Here is an 18,299-nt window from a genome sequence, read left to right on the forward strand (position 1 = left end):
CTTCAGCACTCGGTTAACCCGTTGCCGGCATCGCCCGCCCTTACCCATTCGCGTTTGTGGCCGTTCTGGCACGCCTGCGCGTGTTGACCAGTTGGCACTTATCGGCTCCGGTTTCGTGAGCCGTGAGTTGCGGGTCGTCCTTTCTTGGCGGCCTTGTGTGCCCGTGGCGCGGGTTCCGGTGTGCCGCCGAGCTTGAACCGCGCGACGAGGTCGCGGAGCTGTGTGGCCTGGTCGGTGAGTGCCTGGGCGGTGGCGCTCATCTCCTCGGTCTGGGACGCGTTCCGCTGGGTCACACTGTCCATCTGACCGACGGCCTTGTTCACCTGCTCGATGCCGGTAGCCTGCTCTCGGCTGGCCGCTGCGATCTCAGTAATGATGTCAGCCACTCGTTTGGCGCTGGAGACGATCTCGGCGAGTGTGGTCCCAGAGTTGTTGACCAGTTCGGTGCCGGCGTCCACTTTCTTCACGCTGTCCTGGATCAGGGCCTTGATCTCCTTGGCGGCGGTGGCAGACCGCTGGGCGAGGTTGCGAACTTCGGTGGCGACGACGGCGAACCCGCGGCCCTGCTCGCCGGCGCGTGCCGCCTCGACGGCGGCGTTGAGGGCGAGCAGGTTGGTCTGGAACGCGATCTCGTCGATGGTCGTGATGATGTCCGCGATCCTCTTCGATGACCCGTTGATCTCGCCCATCGCGCCCACCGCGTCGCTCACCACGCGCCCGCCCTTTTGCGCCACCTCCGTGGACCCGTTCGCCAGTTGGCGGGCCTGTTGAGCACTGTCGGCGCTGCGGCGCACCGTTGCGGTGATCTCGTGTAACGTGCTCGCCGTTTCCTCCAGGCTGCTGGCCTGTTCTTGCGCGCCGGTGGAGATCTCGTCACTGGCCGCGGACAGTTGCGATGAGGCGTCGGCCAGTTGCTCGGACACCTCACGCACGCCTTCGAGGGCCGCACGTACACTCCCGACCGTTTGGTTCAGAGCCGACGCCAGTTGACCGATCACGTCGTTCCCCAGGTCGGGCACCTGGCAGGTGAAGTCCCCGGCCGCGATGGCGCTCATGGTGCCCAACAGTTGTTGCGCCTTTTCGGCCGTCTCGGCCGCCTGCTGCCGCTCGCGCTCGGATCGCTCCCGCTCGGCCGTGGCCTCGCGCTCGGTCCGTTCCCGCTCGGCCTGCTGGTGCTTGCGCTCCTGTTCGGTTCGCTCCCGGTCGTGCACTTCGGCCTGTCGGAGCGCGCCGATGGCGACGTTCAAGGCGCCACCGACGCGGCCCAACTCGTCGCTCGTGTGTACCTCGACGGACCGTTCGAGGTTCCCGCGGGCGACATCCTCGAGCACGTCTAGCACCTGTTCGAGCGGCCGCGTGATCGAACGCGTTACGCCGACGGCGCAGAGCAGGCTCAGCGCCACCACAGCCAGCCCGATTCCGAGGGCCAATAACTGGGTCCGGATGCCGGCGGTGCTGACGCGCCGCTCCGCGGCCGTCACCTCGTCTTGCGAGACACTTACGCCGATGACCCAGTCCCACGGGGCGAAGTACACGTACCGCACCACTTGGTCGCTTGAGCCTTTGTCGTCGCTCCAGGAACACCGCAACTCGCCGGTTTCACCGGGCGCGAGCGCTTTCGCCTTCGTGCCCGCCTCGCGCAGAGCGACGTTTCGGTCGTTGGCACCGGCGGCGAACAGGTTTCTTCCCCGGTCGGCGGGGTCCGCCGAGAAGACCCACTCGCCGGCGCCGTCAAATACGAACGCCCGGCCGCTGGCTCCGACCCGGACGCTATCGAGTGCTTCACGGAGCCCGGGCATGCCGTCCTGAGGGACGCCCACGTAGATGGCCCCGATGACGGCACCGGTTTTGTCGCTCACGGGTTGATAGGCGGTGACGTACCACCGGTCCAGAACGCGCGCCCGGCCGCGGTACGTTTGCCCGGCCAGTAACCGTTCGGCTACCGGGTTGGGCAGGCCGTCGGGGTTGGTTCGGGGGATGAACGTGCCGTTCGCCCGTCGGCCGTCGGCCGTCTGGTGCGTGGTGATCACGCGTAGCATGTCGCCGTTCGGGTTCATCCGCTGGAACAGTGTGCAGTGGAGGCCGGTGAGGGCGCGGACCTCGTCTACCACCGGTCCGGGGACGCTGGGATCTTTGTTCCCTTGGATCGATCGGTCGCCGAGGAGCAACTTCGGCAGCGCAGCGGGCACCGATTGTTTGGAGAACTGGTTGACCGCCGTCCACTCCGCCGTTTCGTCGGCAGAGAGCGAGAGCCCCCCGTGCGCGGCCACTTGGTGGGCCGCAACTCGGAGGGCGGAGTCGATCATCTGGTTCTGCCCGTCGAACAGCGGGCGGCAAATGCTCTGAACCCCCGAGAGGGTGTGCGCCATGTCCTGAGCGCTGAGGCTCCCGCACTCTTCGGAGGCGATGTTGCGGGCCTGGACCGATAGGTGTACCGTCAGGCCGAGAACGGCGAGGAGGCCGACGAGCCAAACCGCCGACAGCCCCAGCAATTTCTTGCGAACGGGCAGGTGCCCGAGGGCGAGCCACAGCGCGTGCATGCGGCGGTTCTCCGTAGTTGGTCGTGTGCGGCCCCGCACGGGCGCCGGGCGGCACGCGCACGAGCGTCGGACGCGTCGGGTGCTGTTCGCGTCGGAGCCAACCGCCGCGACGCACGCACCAGATCCGGATGTCCGGACATCAAGCCGTGCGGCCCATTGCGGATACGGGCGGTCCTGCAGATCAACGAAGGGAGTGTGGTGCGCCCTGCGGCGCCACGCGGAAAACGAGCGGCGCACGATCTCCCGTATGACTTATCGATAGACGATAGTTGTTTGTTGCTCTTGATGTGAGATAAACGCGCGGCACAAACCACAGCCGCCGGCTTATCGGCTCCGTTGTCGTGAGCCGTGAGTTGCGGGCCGTCCTTTCTTGGCGGCCTTATGTGCCCGTGGTGCGGGTGCCGGTGTGCCGCTGAGCTTGAACCGCGCGACGAGGTCGCGGAGCTGTGTGGCCTGGTCGGTAAGGGACTGGGCGGTGGCGCTCATCTCCTCGGTCTGGGACGCGTTCCGCTGGGTCACGCTGTCCATCTGAGCAACTGCTCGGTTGACCTGTTCGATGCCGGCGGACTGTTCCTTCCCAGCGGCGGCCATCTCGGTGACGATGTCGGTGACCCGTTTGACGCTGGCGACGATCTCGGCTAGGGTGTCCCCCGATTTGTTGACCAGTTCGGTTCCGGCGTCGACCTTTTTGACGGAGTCTTGGATCAGGGCCTTGATCTCCTTGGCGGCGGTGGCGGACCGCTGGGCGAGGTTCCGCACCTCCGTCGCCACCACGGCGAACCCGCGGCCCTGCTCGCCGGCGCGAGCGGCTTCGACGGCGGCGTTGAGGGCCAGCAGGTTGGTCTGGAACGCGATCTCGTCGATGGTGGTGATGATCTCCGCGATCTTCTTCGACGACCCGTTGATCTCACTCATTGCGCCGACCGCGGTGGTCACCACCTGACCACCGCGCTCGGCCACTTCTTTGGACCCACTGGCCAGTTGGCGGGCCTGCTGGGCGCTGTTGGCGCTTTGTTTAACGGTAGACGTGATTTCTTCCAGCGCGGACGCGGTCTCTTCCAAGCTGGACGCCTGCTCTTGAGCGCCGTGAGAGATTTCGTCGCTGGCCGCGGCCATTTGTGCGGACGCGTCGGCCAGTTGCTCGGCCACCTCACGCACCCCTTCCAGGGCCGCACGTATGCTCCCCACCGCGGTGTTAAGGGCGGTGGCCATCTGCCCCACGTCGTCGGAGCCCAGAGCCGGCACAGATACTGTAAAATCGCCCGCCGCCAGCGCGTTCATCCCGGACAGGATGACGCTCACTTTTCGCTTCAACTCGTCGGCTTGCGCACGCTCGGTCTGCCGGGCGCGTTCGGCCTCGGCCTCTCGCTCCGTGCGCGCCGCATTTTCCCGGTCCGTGCGCTCGCGGATTTCCTGCGCCTGAGCCGCGAGCTCGCGCATGTTGGCCGCGGTCGTTCGTTCGGCTTCGGCGAGCGCGGCCTCGCGCGCGGCCTGGGTCCGCATTTCGCTTTGACTCAGTACGCACATCCAGGCCAGCACGGGCATCGCGAACAGCGCCCAGGCGGCGTGCTCGAGCCAGAGCCAGTTGCTGTACGGACTCGAACCGTACGCCGATTGCCACCACAGGAACCCGCGGGCGATGTGATCGACGGCCGCGACTCCCACGCCGAGCACCAGGACGCGCCACTCCCGGTACACGGCGAGCATGCCGATGGATGCGAACACGTGGAAGTGCGACTCGATGCGCCCGCCGGTCAGGTGCATCACGAGAATTCCCATGACCATTTGCGCGACGGCAACTACGTACCCGTTCAGCTCTTCGCCCGGTTGGTTGACCGCGAGGTAGACGGGTGCGGCCGCGCACGCCGCTCCGAGCAGGACCGCCGCCCAAACGTGGAAGTGAACGCTCGATTCCGAACCGGCCCAGGCGCGCGGGCTGACGACCAGCGCCAGCACGATCAACAACCCCCACTGGGCGACCATGAGGCCGGCAAACAGGCGATCGGCCCGCGCCCGGTTGTTCGCAACCGTTGACCGGTACAGTTCTTCGGCGTGTGCTCCGGTGTGGGGTACCAAGGTGCGGCTCCGAAACGGGGTCATTCTTGTAACGTGCAACCGAACACGGGGAACGAGGCGAGCGTGCTTTCGGTGCCGGACACCCGGGCGGTTGCCGCCCGAAGGCCCGGGTTCTCGCCTTCGTGGCCGCGACCGTCGGTTATGCCCCCCTCGAACACCAACTGACCGTTCGGGGAGTATAAAAACACGTGGCCGGATGTCATCGCGCCGAACCGTTTCGCGACCCTTCCGTCCGAATCGGCGTGGCACGCGGCGCCGGACACCTGAGCGGCGGCGCGGCCGTTGGGCGTACCGGCTGGTTCGTTCGCGACGACGTAAATTTCAGCCGTGCAGCGATTTCCGGCTATGAGCGCTGCGAAATTACGCAGTGACGCCGGGGTGCAAGGGCAGTGCGGGTGTATGAACATGACCGCACGCGGCCGAGCTTCGGCCGTAGCCTCGGGCCACCGGTGCAACACCGTTCCGCTCGGCCCGGGAGTGAACTGATGGGCCGCAAGAAGATAGATGCCGCCTACGAGAACGGTGAGCCAGGACACAAGTGCGACAACGCGGTAACTCACAAAGCGCCCTCTGGGGTCGGTGCGCGAGTCGGTCATCCGGCGCGCCTCGCTGCGCGCGGGGCCAATGCCGTATCCCTCCCGCTTGCGTTACCAAGGGGTGCTACATCATTTATCGTGCATGCTTAAGGATTTTTGCTGTCTCGACTGTCGTGCCCCCTCAAACTCATCTAGCATCCTTTTCCGCTCTTGCCTATCACCCCGCTCCCCACGCCTCTCGGTGCGGTTGAGAGGCGCCCCCGGTGGAGCGGAGCATGAATCGGGTTCGGCTACTTCTCGCGCTCGCGGTTCTGGTCGCGGCGGCGGTTCCCGCTGCCGCCCAGCCGGCGGTCGCGTTCGACGACGCGGGACTGCACGCGGTTCAGTTCGTGGACGCGAGCGAGGGCTGGGCGTGTGGCGACGACGGGGCCGTGTGGCACACCGTCGATGGCGGGAAGCAGTGGGAACGGCAGAAGACCGGCACCCGCGCCAGCCTCCGCGGGCTGCACTTCGTTAACCCGTACACCGGCTGGGCCGTCGGCCGCGTCGAGACCCCGTCCGGGTCGGTGGGTGTGCTGCTGAAAACCACCGACGGTGGCCTGCGGTGGGCCGAGGTGGGCACGAACGTGATGCCCGGGCTGAACGCGATCCGCTTCGCCGACGAGAAACTCGGGATGGTGTGTGGGGACGGCTCGGATGCGTTTCCCACCGGGGTGTTCGTCACGACCGACGGCGGCGCCACCTGGGACGCCATCAAAGGCCCGCGCCTGCCGTCGTGCCGTGCGGCCGTGGTGTGCGAAGGGAGCGGCGTGCTCGTCGCGGGTGCGTGGGGCAAGGTGGGGGAAGTGCTGCTCCCGCGGCCGGGCGTGGCGGTCGCGTACCACGACGCCGAACTCGACCCGCTCGCCGGGCGCGGCGTCCACGGGATCGCGTACGCGCCCAACCACGGCGCGAAGGGCTGGGGGAGCGCGTTCGCCGCGTGCGACGGCGGCGCGGTGCTGACCAGTTCCGACGGCGGGCGGAAGTGGGGCTATGTGGACCTCGGGCTGCCGGCCCAGGCGCTGGCGTCCTGCGACTTTAAGTGCGTGGCCGCCCACGGTACGCACGTGTGGGTTGCCGGGCGCCCGGGCGGGTTCGTGCTGCACAGCGCGGACCGGGGTAAGACCTGGGAGGTCCAGAAGACCGAACTGACCGTGCCGGCCAACGGGATCCACTTCGTCAGCGAGAACGAGGGCTGGATCGTCGGCGATTTGGGCTGCGTGCTGGGCACGACCGACGGCGGGAAGACGTGGAAGACGCAGCGCCTCGGCGGCCAGCGGGCCGCGGCGCTGTTCCTGCACGCCAGCGGGAACAGCACCCCGCTCGACGTGGTCGCCGCCATCGGCGCGGCCGACGGCTACCTCTGCGCCGCCACCGCGCTCACGAACGCCGACCCCGCAACCGCGGACCCGAAGCGGGCGAGCGACGGGCTCCGTGCCCGGTACGCGATGCGGCTCGCGGGCGGCGCGGCCGGTGAGAGCGGGTGGGCGTTCCCCCTCGCGGCGCACGCCGCCGGGCTGCCCGCACGCGAACTGCTCGGCACCTGGGATCGTGCGCACGGCGGGCAGGCGAACGGCCAGCTCCTGCGCCAAGCGGTCCTCGCGATCCGCATGTGGCAGCCGGAAGTGATCGTGTGTGACCTGTTCGCGAACGACACCACCCCCGCCGGCGCCCTCGTACTGAGCGCCGCGAAGGAGGCGTTCAAGCAGGCCGCCGACCCGACCTGCTTCCCCGAACAGGTTGCGACGCTGGGCTTGAAGCCGTGGGGCGCGAAAAAGCTGTACGCGCTCGCGGGCGACCCGAAGACCGCGCCGATCAAACTGGACCAGAGCGTGTTCAGCAACCGGCTCAACGATTCGCCGCGAGACTTCGCCGAGGCCGCGACCCGCATACTGGCGGGCGATGCGGCCGTCACCGACCGGCGGTGCTTCGTGCTCGTCGCGCACCGGCTCCCGGGTGCGGACGCGCACACGTCCCTGATGGAGGGCATCTCCCTGGCCCCGGGCGGCGTGGCCCGGCGCTCCGCTGTTGCCTCCTTCGACCCGACCGCCGCGACCGAGAAGCAGAAGGCCGTGCAGGCGCGGCGCCGCCTCGAAACGCTGGCCGGGGTGGTGGACGCCGAAATGGGCGGCGCGGACAAGCTGCTCGGGGCGCTCAACACGGAGCTCAAGAAGCTCCCCGACGACGTGGCGGCGCGGACCGCGTTCGCGGTCGGCACGCGGCTGGCGCGCGAGGGCAAGTGGGTCGAGGCCCGCGAGGTGTTCGGTGTGCTCACCGCGAACTACACCGGGCACCCGCTGTCGGTTGAGGCGTTCCGCTGGCTCACCCGGTACCACGCCAGCACCGAGGCCCGGCGCCGGACGGAGATCCAGCAGAAGATGTTGCTCACGAACGTGGGCTTCGACGCCCACAGCCGGAGCACCGTCAAGCCCGTCAGCGGCACCGTGACCCCCATCGGCACCGCTTCGGCCACCGAAGACGTGTACCGGTTCTATAGCCCGAACATGGTCCTGAAGTGGCACCAGACGTGTCTGGACCTGGAGCCGAAATTGTCCGCGTTCGGCCCGACGTACGCGCGGGATCCGGCCGCGTGGTTGTGCTTCCTCGCCGCCCACCGCCAGGTCGGCAACCACGATAAGGCGACCGCGTTCATCAACGACTACTTCAAGCACACGCCGCAGGCGCTCGCGCTGGCCCCGGGCGTGGACCCGTGGCGCGACTGCCTCGCGGCGGAGTTGTGGCTCGCGAACCCGACCGGCGGCCCGGCGCCGTCCAAGCCGGTCGGCTACTGCCGGCTCACCGACACCCGCCCGCTCCTCGACGGGAAGCTCGACGACGCGTGCTGGACGCGCAGCGCGAAGGTCATGCCCCTGAAGGTGACCGCGTCGGCGGGCGACAAGCCCGACGAGGCGAAGGCGTTCGGCGAGAGCTACAAGACCGAAAGCTGGTTCAGCTACGACGAGCGCTACCTGTACATCGCGGTGAAGTGCGACCACCCGGCGGGTAAGAAGGCCGAGCCGGTCGCGAAGCGCGTCCGCGACGCCGACCTGAGCGGGCGCGACCGCGTGGACATTCTGCTCGATATGGATCGCGATTACCAAACGTACTACCGGTTCCAGATCGACCACCGTGGCTGCCTGGCCGAGGACTGCTGGGGGGACCGGAGCTGGAACCCGAAGTACCACGTCGCGTTCGACTCGACCGACACCGGCTGGACGGCGGAACTCGCGATCCCGCTGGTCGAGCTGACCGGCGAGCGGCCGGCCCACGGGAAGACGTGGGCGGTGAACGTGTCGCGGTTCGTGCCCGGCGCCGGGGTGCAGTCGTGGAGCGGCCCGGCCGACCACGACCCGCGCCCGGAGGGCATGGGGCTGCTTCAGTTCCGCGCTGACAAGTAAAGAAGCAAAAGGCAGATTGGCCGCAAAAAAGCACAAAGGGCACAAAAAGAACCAAAAACGAAGACAAGAGAAGTGTTATGAACTCGCTCTTTTGTCTTCGTTTTTGGTTCTTTTTGTGCCCTTTGTGCTTTTTTGCGGCCAATCTGCTTTTGGCTTTGTTTAGAGCCCGAGAGCTTTGCGCTTTTCCATCACGAACGACACGTGGTGCGGGATGTGATTGGTCGCCATCCCGATGACCTTCTCGAGCGTCATCAGCCCGCGCTTGTTGTGGTTGCCCGTCAGTTGGAGCTGTTCCGGTGTCAGTCCGCTGATGATTCGGGCCATCTGCCGCCGGATCGATTCCACCACCGCGAGTTCCTCTTCCAGGTCGCGGGTGTGGTAACCGAGTCCCTTTACGAACAGGTCTTCGTCCGCGACGAGCAGGAGCGGCACCTCGGCCGCCATCGCGATGATGCGCTTCATCCGGTCCGCGAGGATCAGGTCGAAGTCGCTGAGGTGGCACACCACCTCCATCGTGGACCAGCGCCCGGCGACCGGTCGGGCGAGGAGCTGTTCGCGGGTCATCCCGTCCACCGCGGCGCGCAGCCGCGCGGCCCCCGCGAGATACTGGTCGGCGAGTTCCTGAGGCGTCGGCATCGGTTCCCCTCATCTCTGTACGTTGTGGTGCGTAGCGTCCGCGCGCACAATATACCGGCCCACTCCCGCGACCGTACACCGGAGGATCACGAATGGGCATCACGCGAAGGCAGCTTCTCGCCGCCGGTGGCGCGTGCGCGGTTGGGGGAGCGCTGTGGGCCGGAACGAAACGCGCCCCGCGGGTGCTGCGCTCCTCGTGGCAGGCGGCCAACATCGGGGACATCGCCCACACGCCGAAGGCTCGCGAGTTCGTTCGCCGGCGCCAGAAGGAGACCATGAAGGTTCTGGCCGACGAACTCGCGAAGCTGGCTCCGTGATTGCAACCGTCGCGATTACCGGACCCGATGCGGATCTTCGACTTTTGGTTTGGGTGCCGCTCATGCGATCGCTCGTTTCGATCGTCTCGCTTCTCGCCGTTTGCGCCGCGACTTCTTCCCAGGAGAAGAAGGCCGAGCCCAAGAAGGAACCGCCGCCGAAGGTTCTGTACTCAGTGCCCCTGGTAGTGCGGCCGGGAGAGAAACAGAAGCTCGCGCTCCGTGGGAAGCACCTCGCGTCCGTCAAAGACGTGAAGGTGCTCGGCGCTGACGGGGCGAAGGTCCGGGTGCTCGGTGCGAAGGCGGTCGGGGTGCCGAACAACTACCCGGCGGACCGCGTCGGCGATTCCGAGGTGGAAATCGAGTTGGAGCTGCCGAAGGACGCGAAGCCCGGCGCCGTGAAACTGATCGCGGCCGGCGCGAGCGACTCGAACGAGTACCGGCCCCTCGTCCGCGACGACCTTCCAACGGTTACGGACAAGGAAGACAACGGCGCGTTCGGCTCGGCGCAACTGATCGCACTCCCGACCGCGGTGGAGGGCACGGTCCGAGTGGAACGGGACGTGGACGTGTTCAAGTTCGTGGGGAAGAAGGGACAAAAGGTGCGGGTCGAGGTGCAGGCGGCCCGCTTCGGCTCGCCGCTCGACGGGTTCCTCACCGTTTGCGACGCGAACCGCAACGTGCTCGACACCGCCGATGACGCGGACGGCTCCGCCGATCCGGTCGTTACGCTCACGCTGCCCGGGGACGGGGCTTACTACGTTTCGCTCATCGATGCACACGACCTGGGCGGACCGAACTTCGGCTACCGGCTGCTGGTGAAGCCGGAATGAGGGGCGTTACAACCCGACCGGGCAAACGTACTCTCCGCGCGGTGTGCGTTTGCATAGGCTGCGGGGCACGGGTATAATTTGGCAAGTGCCGCGAATCACTTTCTTATTCGCGACACATCCCGGGGGCCGTTTCATGCCGCACCCCAAGCGTCCGAGTCAGACCGGTGCCAGCCCGTTCCCACCGGGCTCGGTTCTTGGCCTGCTCGCCGAGCGAACCCAACTGGATTTCGAGCTCGAGTTTTACGGAAAACTGCTGGCAACCAGGCCCGACTTTGCGGATGTCCTTCGGGCGCAGGCGTGTAACCTGACGCTGAAAGGGCGGATGCAAGACGGGCTCGCCGTGGACCGGCAGCTCGTGACGGTGCGCCCGCACGACCCGACGGCCCACTACAACCTCGCGTGCCGGTACGCGCTCCTCAAGCAGCGCGACAAGGCCATTTCGACGCTCCGCAGGGCGGTCGAACTGGGGTACCGCGACTTCGCGTTCATGCTCGAAGACCACGACCTCGATTCGATCCGCAAGGACCCGCGGTTCCGTAAGCTGGTCAAGGACTATCAGGACTGATCGCTCAGGAATTTACAATCGGGTTGGTGCGGGCGGGCACAGGTTTCAAAGACAAAGGGGCACTCTTTTGCCTTTAAAATCTCTGCCTGTCGGCACCGGTCCGAGGGTAAATTCTTCTGCATGAGCACCCTCTTCACCTCTCCCGCGTCCGACGAGGCGAGGGCCGCGTTTGCGGCCAAGCCGCGCGGCCTTGTCGACAAAGTGATGTCCGTGAGCGAAGCCGTTTCGCGCCTCGTGCGCGACGGCGATTACTTCGCCACCGGCGGGTTCGGAGCGAACCGCGTTCCGACGGCGGTGTGTCACGAGATCGTCCGCCAGCGGCGGCAGAACCTCGGGTTCTCGGGGCACACCACCACCCACGATTTTCAGATCCTCTGCGCCGGTAACCTGACGGGGCGCGGGCAGTTGCTCGCCCGCGTCGATGCGGCTTACGTCGTCGGCCTGGAGGCGCGGGGGCTGTCGCCCCACGCCCGGCGGGTGATGGAGTCGGGCGCGCTGGACGTGGCGGAGTGGTCGAACTACACGCTCGCGTTGCGGTACACCGCCGCCGCGATGGGGGTGCCGTTCGTCCCGGCCCGCTCGCTGCTCGGGACCGACACGCTGGCCCACGGCCCGGCCAAGGAAATTCAGTGCCCGTTTACCGGCGAGAGATTGGTCGCGGTGCCGGCCCTGTACCCCGATGTAGCGGCGATCCACGTTCACGAGGCCGATCGGTACGGCAACTGCCGCTTCAGCGGCACCTCGGTCGCCGACGTGGACCTCGCGCGAGCGGCGAAGAAGGTCATCGTCACCTGCGAGCGGCTGGTGCCGCACGACGAGATGCGCCGCGACCCGCACCGGACGCAGATCCCGTTCCTGTGCGTGGACGCGGTGTGCGAGGTGCCCTACGGGTCGTACCCCGGGAACATGCCCGGCGAATACTTCTCGGACGAGGAACACCTCAAACTCTGGATGGAGGTGGAGAAGGACCCGGCCGCGCACGCACAGTTTTTGGACGATCACCTGTTCGGCGTGAGCGACTTCGCGGAGTATCTGGAGCGGTGCGGCGGGCTGAAGCGGCTCCAGGCGTTACGGCAGCGTGAACTGCTGCTGCACCTGGGCCGCTGAACGTAGTGCGGACCGGGTCGGCCGTTAACGTTTTTCGGGCGTTTGCGGTTCGAACTGCTGCGGCTGGAACCCCGGCAATTCGGCCCGATCCACCGCAAACGCGTACACCCGGAACGGCTTGTCCGCAAGAAAGTCGTTGTCCGCGGTCACGAGCAGCAACCGGCGCCCGTCGGGCAGGTCGGGGCCGAACGCCAGCCCCTCGAACTTTTCCGGGCATTCCGCCCCCGCGATTCCGTACTTCGGTGCGAGCAGGTCGAGGAACGGCTTTTTCTTCACGGGCTTCACGGCCGCGGGCAAGCCCTTCGCGGGCAACGAGGACACCGCGCTCACGTCGGTCGCGTCCGTGAGATCGATCAGATAGAGCCGCTTGAACTCGGTCTCGTTGCCCCCTTTGCCGTCTCGCTCCAGAACGAGGAACTCGTGATCGTTGACCGCCAGGATCTCGTTGACGCCGTACCCGGCGTCGTGAAGCGGGTACACGAACTCACGGGACTTCTTGGTCGCAAGGTGGAGCTCGAGGATGCGGCAGTTGACGCCCGTGCGGTTGTTCTTCCCGTCGAGGGCGCCGTCCTGGATGAGCGGGCTCTGCATGATCCCGAACAACGTTTTGCCGTCCGGTGCGATCGCGAGCCCTTCCATTCCGCGGTTCGGCTGTCGGCCCGATACGCTTTTCGGCGGCAACTCGTCCGCTGGCGCCTTTCCGGGCTTCGGTGCCACAAAGTGCGCCGGGACCGGCAAACTCGCGGCCCGCTTGCCGCTTGCGTTGAACGCGTAGAGACCCGGCCCGTACTCGTCGGAGAGGTACACGGTTCCGTCGCGCCCGACCCGTGCGCCTTCGGGGTCCAGTCGCAGGTTCCGCTCCGGCGCTCGGTGCGAGAAGGCGTCGAGCGAGCCGACGAACCGCTGGCCATGCTCGTTGGTCAGTAGCGTGGTCCCGGAGAGTTGGAGCGTGACGGGCGTTTTCGTACCCGGGGTGACGCGGATCTCCATCCTGTGCCAGCGGCACACAAAGTCCGTAGCCCCGTCCTTAGGCCCGCGATCGGACACGAGGAGGTATTCGCTCCCCCGGCCGGTGTACGCGATGGCGGACCCCATCCCGCCGAGGCGGTCATGCGGGGTGCCGTCGCTGGTTTTGCCTTTCAGGCCCGAGAGGTCGGTGGCGTCCCCCGGCAGCGTGCCCACCCCGATGAGGGTAACGTCCGCTCGCGCTGCGGGGGCCGCCGCGGCGAGCAGCAGGCCGAGGGCGAACGTGTGCGATCGCAGCATGGATGAGATCGAGTGGGTGAAACAAAAACGCCGCCCCGAAATGGGAGCGGCGTGCGGGCGTCGCGGTGGGCGTCAGAAGTCGCTGCCCCCGACCACCTCGCCGCCGGAGCGGGTGACGAGCGCGGCGAACGTCTTGAGCGGAATGCTGTCGCGGATGAACTGGACGTGTCCGTCGCAGAACGCCACGTTCATGCCGCCCGTGTGGAAGCTGTACGCCTCGTTGAAGTTGGTCTTGTTGAAGGCGTTCCCGTAGGTCGCCACGAGGGCGGCGTTGCTGCCGCTGTTCTTGGGCCAGATCACCCCGTTCGCGTCGGACCCGTCCACGCTGAACGGCCCCTCGCTGTCGAGGTAACAGATGCCCTGGTTGTTGGGCACCGGGTCCGAGCTGCTGGGGTAGGTGCCGGTGGCCACCTGCGTCCGCCCGATGTAGACGAGCGGGCGGGCCGAGCACTCGACGATCATCACCGTGTTTGAGGTGCCGTCGCTGATCTCGAGCATCTTCGTCGGCTGGTTCTTGAACAGGGCGCCGCGGGTCATGCTGTCGTACTCGGGGCACTTGCTGTTGTCGCTGCACGCCAAGCCGTACAGCGAAGCGTAGGTGAAGTTCTTGACCCCGTTGGTGGTGTCGTAGTCGCTCGTGCCCGGGGCGCTGGGGAACGTGATCGAGGCCGGCGGGCCGCCGTTCCAGGCGGACGTGGTGGCGGTCGCGCGGTTCGGGGTGCTGGGGCACTGGAACGTTTTCACTTGCACAACTGCGGCGCTCAGGTTCGCACTGTCGTACCAGTTCAGGCTCGGGTTGTAGGTGTTCTGGAGGTTCCCCTGCTCGATGTACGCCAGCGTGAACGCGCGCCACGCGTGCTTCGTCCCGGTCGGGTTGCCCGTCGCCACCTTGTCGTAGTTGGCGGCCGGGAAGAACTGGTTGGCGTCGTGGTAGTTCTGCATCGCAAGCGAAAGCTGCTTCATGTTGTTGGAGCAGCTCATGCGTGCGGCGGCCTCGCGCACCTTCTGCACCGCCGGCAGCAACAGCCCGATCAGGATCGCAATGATCGCGATCACCACCAACAACTCGATCAAGGTGAACCCGCGACGCCGGAGCTGGGACATATTGGCTCTCAAACGAGATAACGGACGGCCTTCGTGCCCGAGCCAATTTCTTACTTGCACTAGCGTGAAAGTCACATCAGGATTTCAAGATGATTTCGTGTGCAAATTGTGAAGACGTGCGCGGGCGATGAGCGAGGGGTTCGGGTGAGAGCGATTTTTCGTTACGCGCGGTGGATATGAGTTGCGCAAGGCGAGCAGGCGTGAGACGTTGCCTTGAATATTGTATGAGCAGAAGCAGGTTGGGGCGCCAGATTTACGGCCCGGCGCCGCCGCTTGCGGCGCCGGGCCGTTCATTCTTACTTGTGACCGGCCGCGGCCTTCTCGAAGTATTCTTTTGCGTTGTTCGTGTTGATCGTCATCGCTCCCGGCTTCCAGTCGGCCGGGCACACTTCGCCGTTCTTCTCGAAGAACTGGAGCGCGTCCAGCACCCGGATCGCTTCATCGACGCTGCGGCCCAGGGGCAGGTCGTTGATGGTGATGTGGCGGATGATGCCCTTCTGGTCGAGCAGGAACAGGCCGCGGAGCGCGATTCCGGCCTCGTCGAGCAGCACCCCGTAGTCGGTGCTGATCGTCTTCGTCAGGTCGGCCACCAGCGGGTACTTGAGCTCGCCCAGGCCGCCCTTGGCGCGGGGCGTCTCGATCCACGCGAGGTGCGAATAGTGGCTGTCCACCGACACCCCGACCACCTGGCAGTTGCGCTTCTCGAACTCGGCGATCCGGTCGCTGAACGCGATGATCTCGGTCGGGCACACGAAGGTGAAGTCGAGCGGGTAGAAGAACAGGATGGTGTACTTGCCGCGGTTGCTCGAAAGCTTGTACTCGTTGACGATTTGCCCGTTGACGACGGCCTTCGCGGTGAAGTCCGGGGCTTCCTTCGTGACCTGAGCCGGCATATGTGCCTCCGTTTGTGAGCACGAGATTGCGGGCCGCGCCGAAGCGGCCCTCGGAGACATCATTAGGGACCGCAAGGGGCGTTTCCAGCGGGGGCCGCGAAGGGAAGGTATCGGCCGGTCCGATGTGGGGCCGGGAAAACGGGAAGCACGGCGCGCGGGCCGTGCTTCCAATGTGCTCCGTGTCGGGGAGGGTAATCAGTTACCGCGTCGGCGCTTCACGAGCCTCCACCCGGCCGCGCCCAATCCGCCAATGCCCAGGAGCACTCCCGTTGCCGGTTCGGGCGTCGCGACCGGTCCCCCGCCACCGTCGCCACCACCGTTGTTACCGCCACCGTTATTCCCACCACCATTATTCCCGCCGCCGTCGCCACCGCCGTTGTTCCCGCCACCGTTGTTCCCGCCGCCATTATTCCCGCCGTCGCCACCGCCCGACTGTTCCTTTGTGCCCGGCCCGAGTCCGATGACCCACCAGCCGCCGTCGGGGACGGTCACCGTACCAGTCCCGATCGGGTTCGATGCCGCGTCGGTGAGTGTGACGGTGAGGGCGCGGCCGCCGCTGGCGTCCGGGTCGCCGAGGTTGGCGCTGAGGAGCGCCGCGTTCGCCGGCGGTGTGGTCGCGGTCGCGTCCGGGGCCGCGGTCGCGAGCCCTTGCCCGCCGCTCGTTTGGCGCTTCAGGGCGTCGCTGAGGTCGCTGGGCTTGGCACCGCCCGCAAGGTACGCGTAACCATCGGTTGTGGGCAGCACCACAGGTACCGCGCCGCCGGTGAAGAAACTGCTCCCGCCGCCGGTTGTGGCTTCGACGTTTCCGCCGGTCCACTGGGTCACCGCGACTGGCGGCGGCCCGTGCGGGGTTTCGAACCACAAGTCCTGGTAACCGGTCGCGGTGGACGACCCCGCCACGCCGGAGGCGATCGACACCCAGAACCCGTCGATCGTCTCGGCCGCGGCCGACGCCGGGGTCCCGAGACACGCGACGCCGACCACGACGATCCACGCCGTTGCTCGACGCATAAACCCACGCCCCTTCCTGAGAAGCCTTATCTATCTCTCCCCGACGGCGCGGACATTAGCGACACCCCGCGGCGAAAAAAAGGTGAAGTTAGCCGCTCTGGATGACGCCCCCGGAACGGGGTTGTTGGAATTGATGCTTTAGCTTAAGGGGGTTGGGGTTGGTTGTTCATTTTCGAGGCGATGGCTCCACCAGCATCGCTTCGAGTGCCCAGCAGTGTGGGCCGTGGAAGGTGTCGTGCCGACCGTGGCGGAGCAGCCCCTCGTTGTCGCAGCCGACGTTCTGGATCGCGTCTGCGACAACCGGTAGCTGATCGAATGCGCGGCCGGCGCGGATTGCGTAAGCGAGGTGCGTGACAGCCGTCGCGAGGCAGTGTGGTTTGACGACGGCTGCAAAGGCGGGCAAGAGGCCCGCGCCCCACAGGGAGTTGTCACTTCGCCAGGACTAGGTACCCGATGATCGCGGTGAGGATCAGCACGACGAGCGCCAGCAGCGGGGTCCAGTTGAACGGTTTCGGTTCTTCCCGAGGCGCGCGCTCTTCGACCCGCACCTTGTGCTCACGGCTGCCCTTGGGTGGCGGGTACGCACCCGAAGGGCTGTTGTAGCTGTAGGGCGGGGGCTTCGGGGCGGTGGAAGCCTTCGGTGCCGGGCGGCGGCCCAGGTTCCCGGAGGAAGAGGGGCCGGGGGGCGTCGCCTCGCGGTACTCGACCGTTTCGTCGGGGTTGGGGGTGCGGGCCGCCGGGACCGCGACCGGGGCCGGGGTGACCACGAGATCGCGGAACTCTGGTACACTCGCGAGCGGGGTGAACTGCCCGTTCTTTGTGCGGCTCACCAGCACTTCCGACGGGTCGCCGAGCAGGCTGTCGCGCAGCGCGTTGCGAATCCCCTCGGTGCTCCCCTTCACCGTGTGCGGCTTTTCGTTTTCGTCGCGGTACACCAAGTACCACACGTCGGCGCCGGGCGTGGGCTGGCCCTGCTGGTTCGAGTTTTGCTGGGACGGCCGGCTCTGGCCGGTCAGGTCCTCAAGGAACTCGCGGCAACTCGCCGGGCGCTGGGCCGGTTCCGCGCTCATGGCCCGCCGGATGGCCCAGTCCACACGATCGGAGAGGGCCGGGTTCAGCTCCTTCGGGCTGCGGAACTCGTTGCGGATCTTGCGCATCCAGCAGTCGAGCGGGCTGGCGTTGTCGAACGGGACCACCCCCGTCACCATCGCGTACAGGGTGGCGCCCAGGGAGTAGATGTCGCCGCGCACGTCAACCGTCTTGGCGTTCCGGAACTGCTCGGGGGCCATGTAGTGCGGGGTGCCCAGCCCGCGCCCGGTGCGGGTGAGGTTCAAATCGCCCTCGACCTCCTTCACCAGACCCATGTCGGTGAGCTTCGCGACGCCCTCTTTGTTCACGAGAATGTTGTCGGGTTTAACGTCGCGGTGCACCAGCCCCTGCTTGTGCGCCCGCTGGAGCCCGTCGCACACCTGGGCGACGAGCCGGACCGCCTCGCTTTCGGCGTACTTCCCCTGCTGCTCGATGCACTGGCCGATCGACTGGCCGTCCACGAACTCCATGACCAGGAACGGGTGCGGCGGGGTGCCGCTGTAGTCGAGGGCGCGCACGACGTTCGGGTGATCGAGCACCTTGGCCGCGAGGAACTCGCGCTCGAACCGCTGGAGCAGGATCGGGTTCTTGGCGGTGGCCGGTGCGATCACCTTCACGGCCACGACCTCGCCGGTGGCGCGGTTGCGGCCTTTGTACACGGTGCCCATCCCGCCCTCGGCGATCTTCGACACGATGTCGTAGTTGCCGAGCTGTTGCGGGACCGGCGGTTCGACTGCCATGTGAGCGCTCCGGCCGTGAGCGCCGGTACGGGCCGGCGCGCGGATTAGTTTACTTATAGCTCAAAAGCGGCCGCCGTGCGCGACCGCCGCGCCCGACACGCCGCCGGCCTCACGCTTGTGACCTGACCCGACACGCGGTCGCGCGGGCGGGT

14 protein-coding genes are annotated in these 18,299 nt (G+C 66.9%); 5 read left to right on the forward strand and 9 right to left on the reverse strand.

Annotated features, from left to right (window positions below):
- Positions 1-98: 98 nt before the first annotated feature.
- The 3 genes from R5W23_RS19245 to R5W23_RS19255 form a co-directional block, all read right to left on the reverse strand.
- Positions 99-2,540, reverse strand: a complete 2,442-nt coding sequence (locus R5W23_RS19245; protein WP_320687687.1) for a methyl-accepting chemotaxis protein — start codon at positions 2,538-2,540, stop codon at positions 99-101.
- A 324-nt stretch (positions 2,541-2,864) separates the two neighbouring features.
- Positions 2,865-4,616 carry a methyl-accepting chemotaxis protein gene (locus R5W23_RS19250; protein WP_320687688.1) on the reverse strand — a complete coding sequence of 584 codons (1,752 nt, stop codon included), beginning with the start codon at positions 4,614-4,616 and terminating at the stop codon, positions 2,865-2,867.
- Positions 4,617-4,636: 20 nt separating this feature from the next.
- A complete protein-coding gene (locus R5W23_RS19255) occupies positions 4,637-5,212 on the reverse strand; it encodes a thioredoxin domain-containing protein (protein WP_320687689.1) in 576 nt (191 codons plus the stop codon).
- A gap of 215 nt (positions 5,213-5,427) precedes the next feature.
- Here R5W23_RS19255 and R5W23_RS19260 point away from each other — a divergent pair, with 215 nt between their 5' ends.
- The gene (locus R5W23_RS19260) at positions 5,428-8,589 is read left to right on the forward strand and encodes a YCF48-related protein (RefSeq protein ID WP_320687690.1); all 3,162 of its coding nucleotides are present in this window, start codon (positions 5,428-5,430) and stop codon (positions 8,587-8,589) included.
- A 159-nt stretch (positions 8,590-8,748) separates the two neighbouring features.
- Here the strand turns inward: R5W23_RS19260 and R5W23_RS19265 are convergent, their stop codons facing one another.
- A complete protein-coding gene (locus R5W23_RS19265) occupies positions 8,749-9,225 on the reverse strand; it encodes a DinB family protein (protein ID WP_261186373.1) in 477 nt (158 codons plus the stop codon).
- A gap of 92 nt (positions 9,226-9,317) precedes the next feature.
- Between R5W23_RS19265 and R5W23_RS19270 the strand changes: the two genes are divergently transcribed.
- From R5W23_RS19270 to R5W23_RS19285, 4 genes are all read left to right on the forward strand, one after another.
- The gene (locus tag R5W23_RS19270) at positions 9,318-9,542 is read left to right on the forward strand and encodes a hypothetical protein (RefSeq protein WP_320687691.1); all 225 of its coding nucleotides are present in this window, start codon (positions 9,318-9,320) and stop codon (positions 9,540-9,542) included.
- A 62-nt stretch (positions 9,543-9,604) separates the two neighbouring features.
- The gene (locus R5W23_RS19275; protein ID WP_320687692.1) at positions 9,605-10,372 is read left to right on the forward strand and encodes a PPC domain-containing protein; all 768 of its coding nucleotides are present in this window, start codon (positions 9,605-9,607) and stop codon (positions 10,370-10,372) included.
- A gap of 133 nt (positions 10,373-10,505) precedes the next feature.
- A complete protein-coding gene (locus R5W23_RS19280) occupies positions 10,506-10,937 on the forward strand; it encodes a TPR end-of-group domain-containing protein (protein ID WP_261186370.1) in 432 nt (143 codons plus the stop codon).
- Positions 10,938-11,057: 120 nt separating this feature from the next.
- Positions 11,058-12,044 (forward strand): CoA transferase subunit A, encoded by a 987-nt coding sequence (locus tag R5W23_RS19285; protein WP_261186369.1) that lies wholly within the window; start codon positions 11,058-11,060, stop codon positions 12,042-12,044.
- 24 nt (positions 12,045-12,068) lie between these two features.
- Here R5W23_RS19285 and R5W23_RS19290 read toward each other — a convergent pair whose 3' ends face one another.
- The 5 genes from R5W23_RS19290 to R5W23_RS19310 all read right to left on the reverse strand — a co-directional run bounded on the left by R5W23_RS19290 (position 12,069) and on the right by R5W23_RS19310 (position 18,147).
- Positions 12,069-13,310 carry an esterase-like activity of phytase family protein gene (locus R5W23_RS19290; RefSeq protein WP_320687693.1) on the reverse strand — a complete coding sequence of 414 codons (1,242 nt, stop codon included), beginning with the start codon at positions 13,308-13,310 and terminating at the stop codon, positions 12,069-12,071.
- A 72-nt stretch (positions 13,311-13,382) separates the two neighbouring features.
- On the reverse strand, positions 13,383-14,414 hold the full coding sequence (locus R5W23_RS19295) for a DUF1559 domain-containing protein (protein WP_261186367.1): 1,032 nt from the start codon (positions 14,412-14,414) through the stop codon (positions 13,383-13,385).
- A gap of 296 nt (positions 14,415-14,710) precedes the next feature.
- Positions 14,711-15,307, reverse strand: coding sequence for a peroxiredoxin (locus tag R5W23_RS19300; RefSeq protein WP_261186366.1), 597 nt, complete (start codon positions 15,305-15,307; stop codon positions 14,711-14,713).
- 195 nt (positions 15,308-15,502) lie between these two features.
- A complete protein-coding gene (locus tag R5W23_RS19305; RefSeq protein ID WP_320687694.1) occupies positions 15,503-16,318 on the reverse strand; it encodes a PEP-CTERM sorting domain-containing protein in 816 nt (271 codons plus the stop codon).
- Positions 16,319-16,746: 428 nt separating this feature from the next.
- A complete protein-coding gene (locus tag R5W23_RS19310; RefSeq protein WP_320687695.1) occupies positions 16,747-18,147 on the reverse strand; it encodes a serine/threonine protein kinase in 1,401 nt (466 codons plus the stop codon).
- Between the last annotated feature and the right edge of the window lie 152 nt (positions 18,148-18,299).

Origin of the sequence: Gemmata algarum (assembly GCF_034097035.1) — a bacterium.
Classification (GTDB): domain Bacteria; phylum Planctomycetota; class Planctomycetia; order Gemmatales; family Gemmataceae; genus Gemmata; species Gemmata algarum.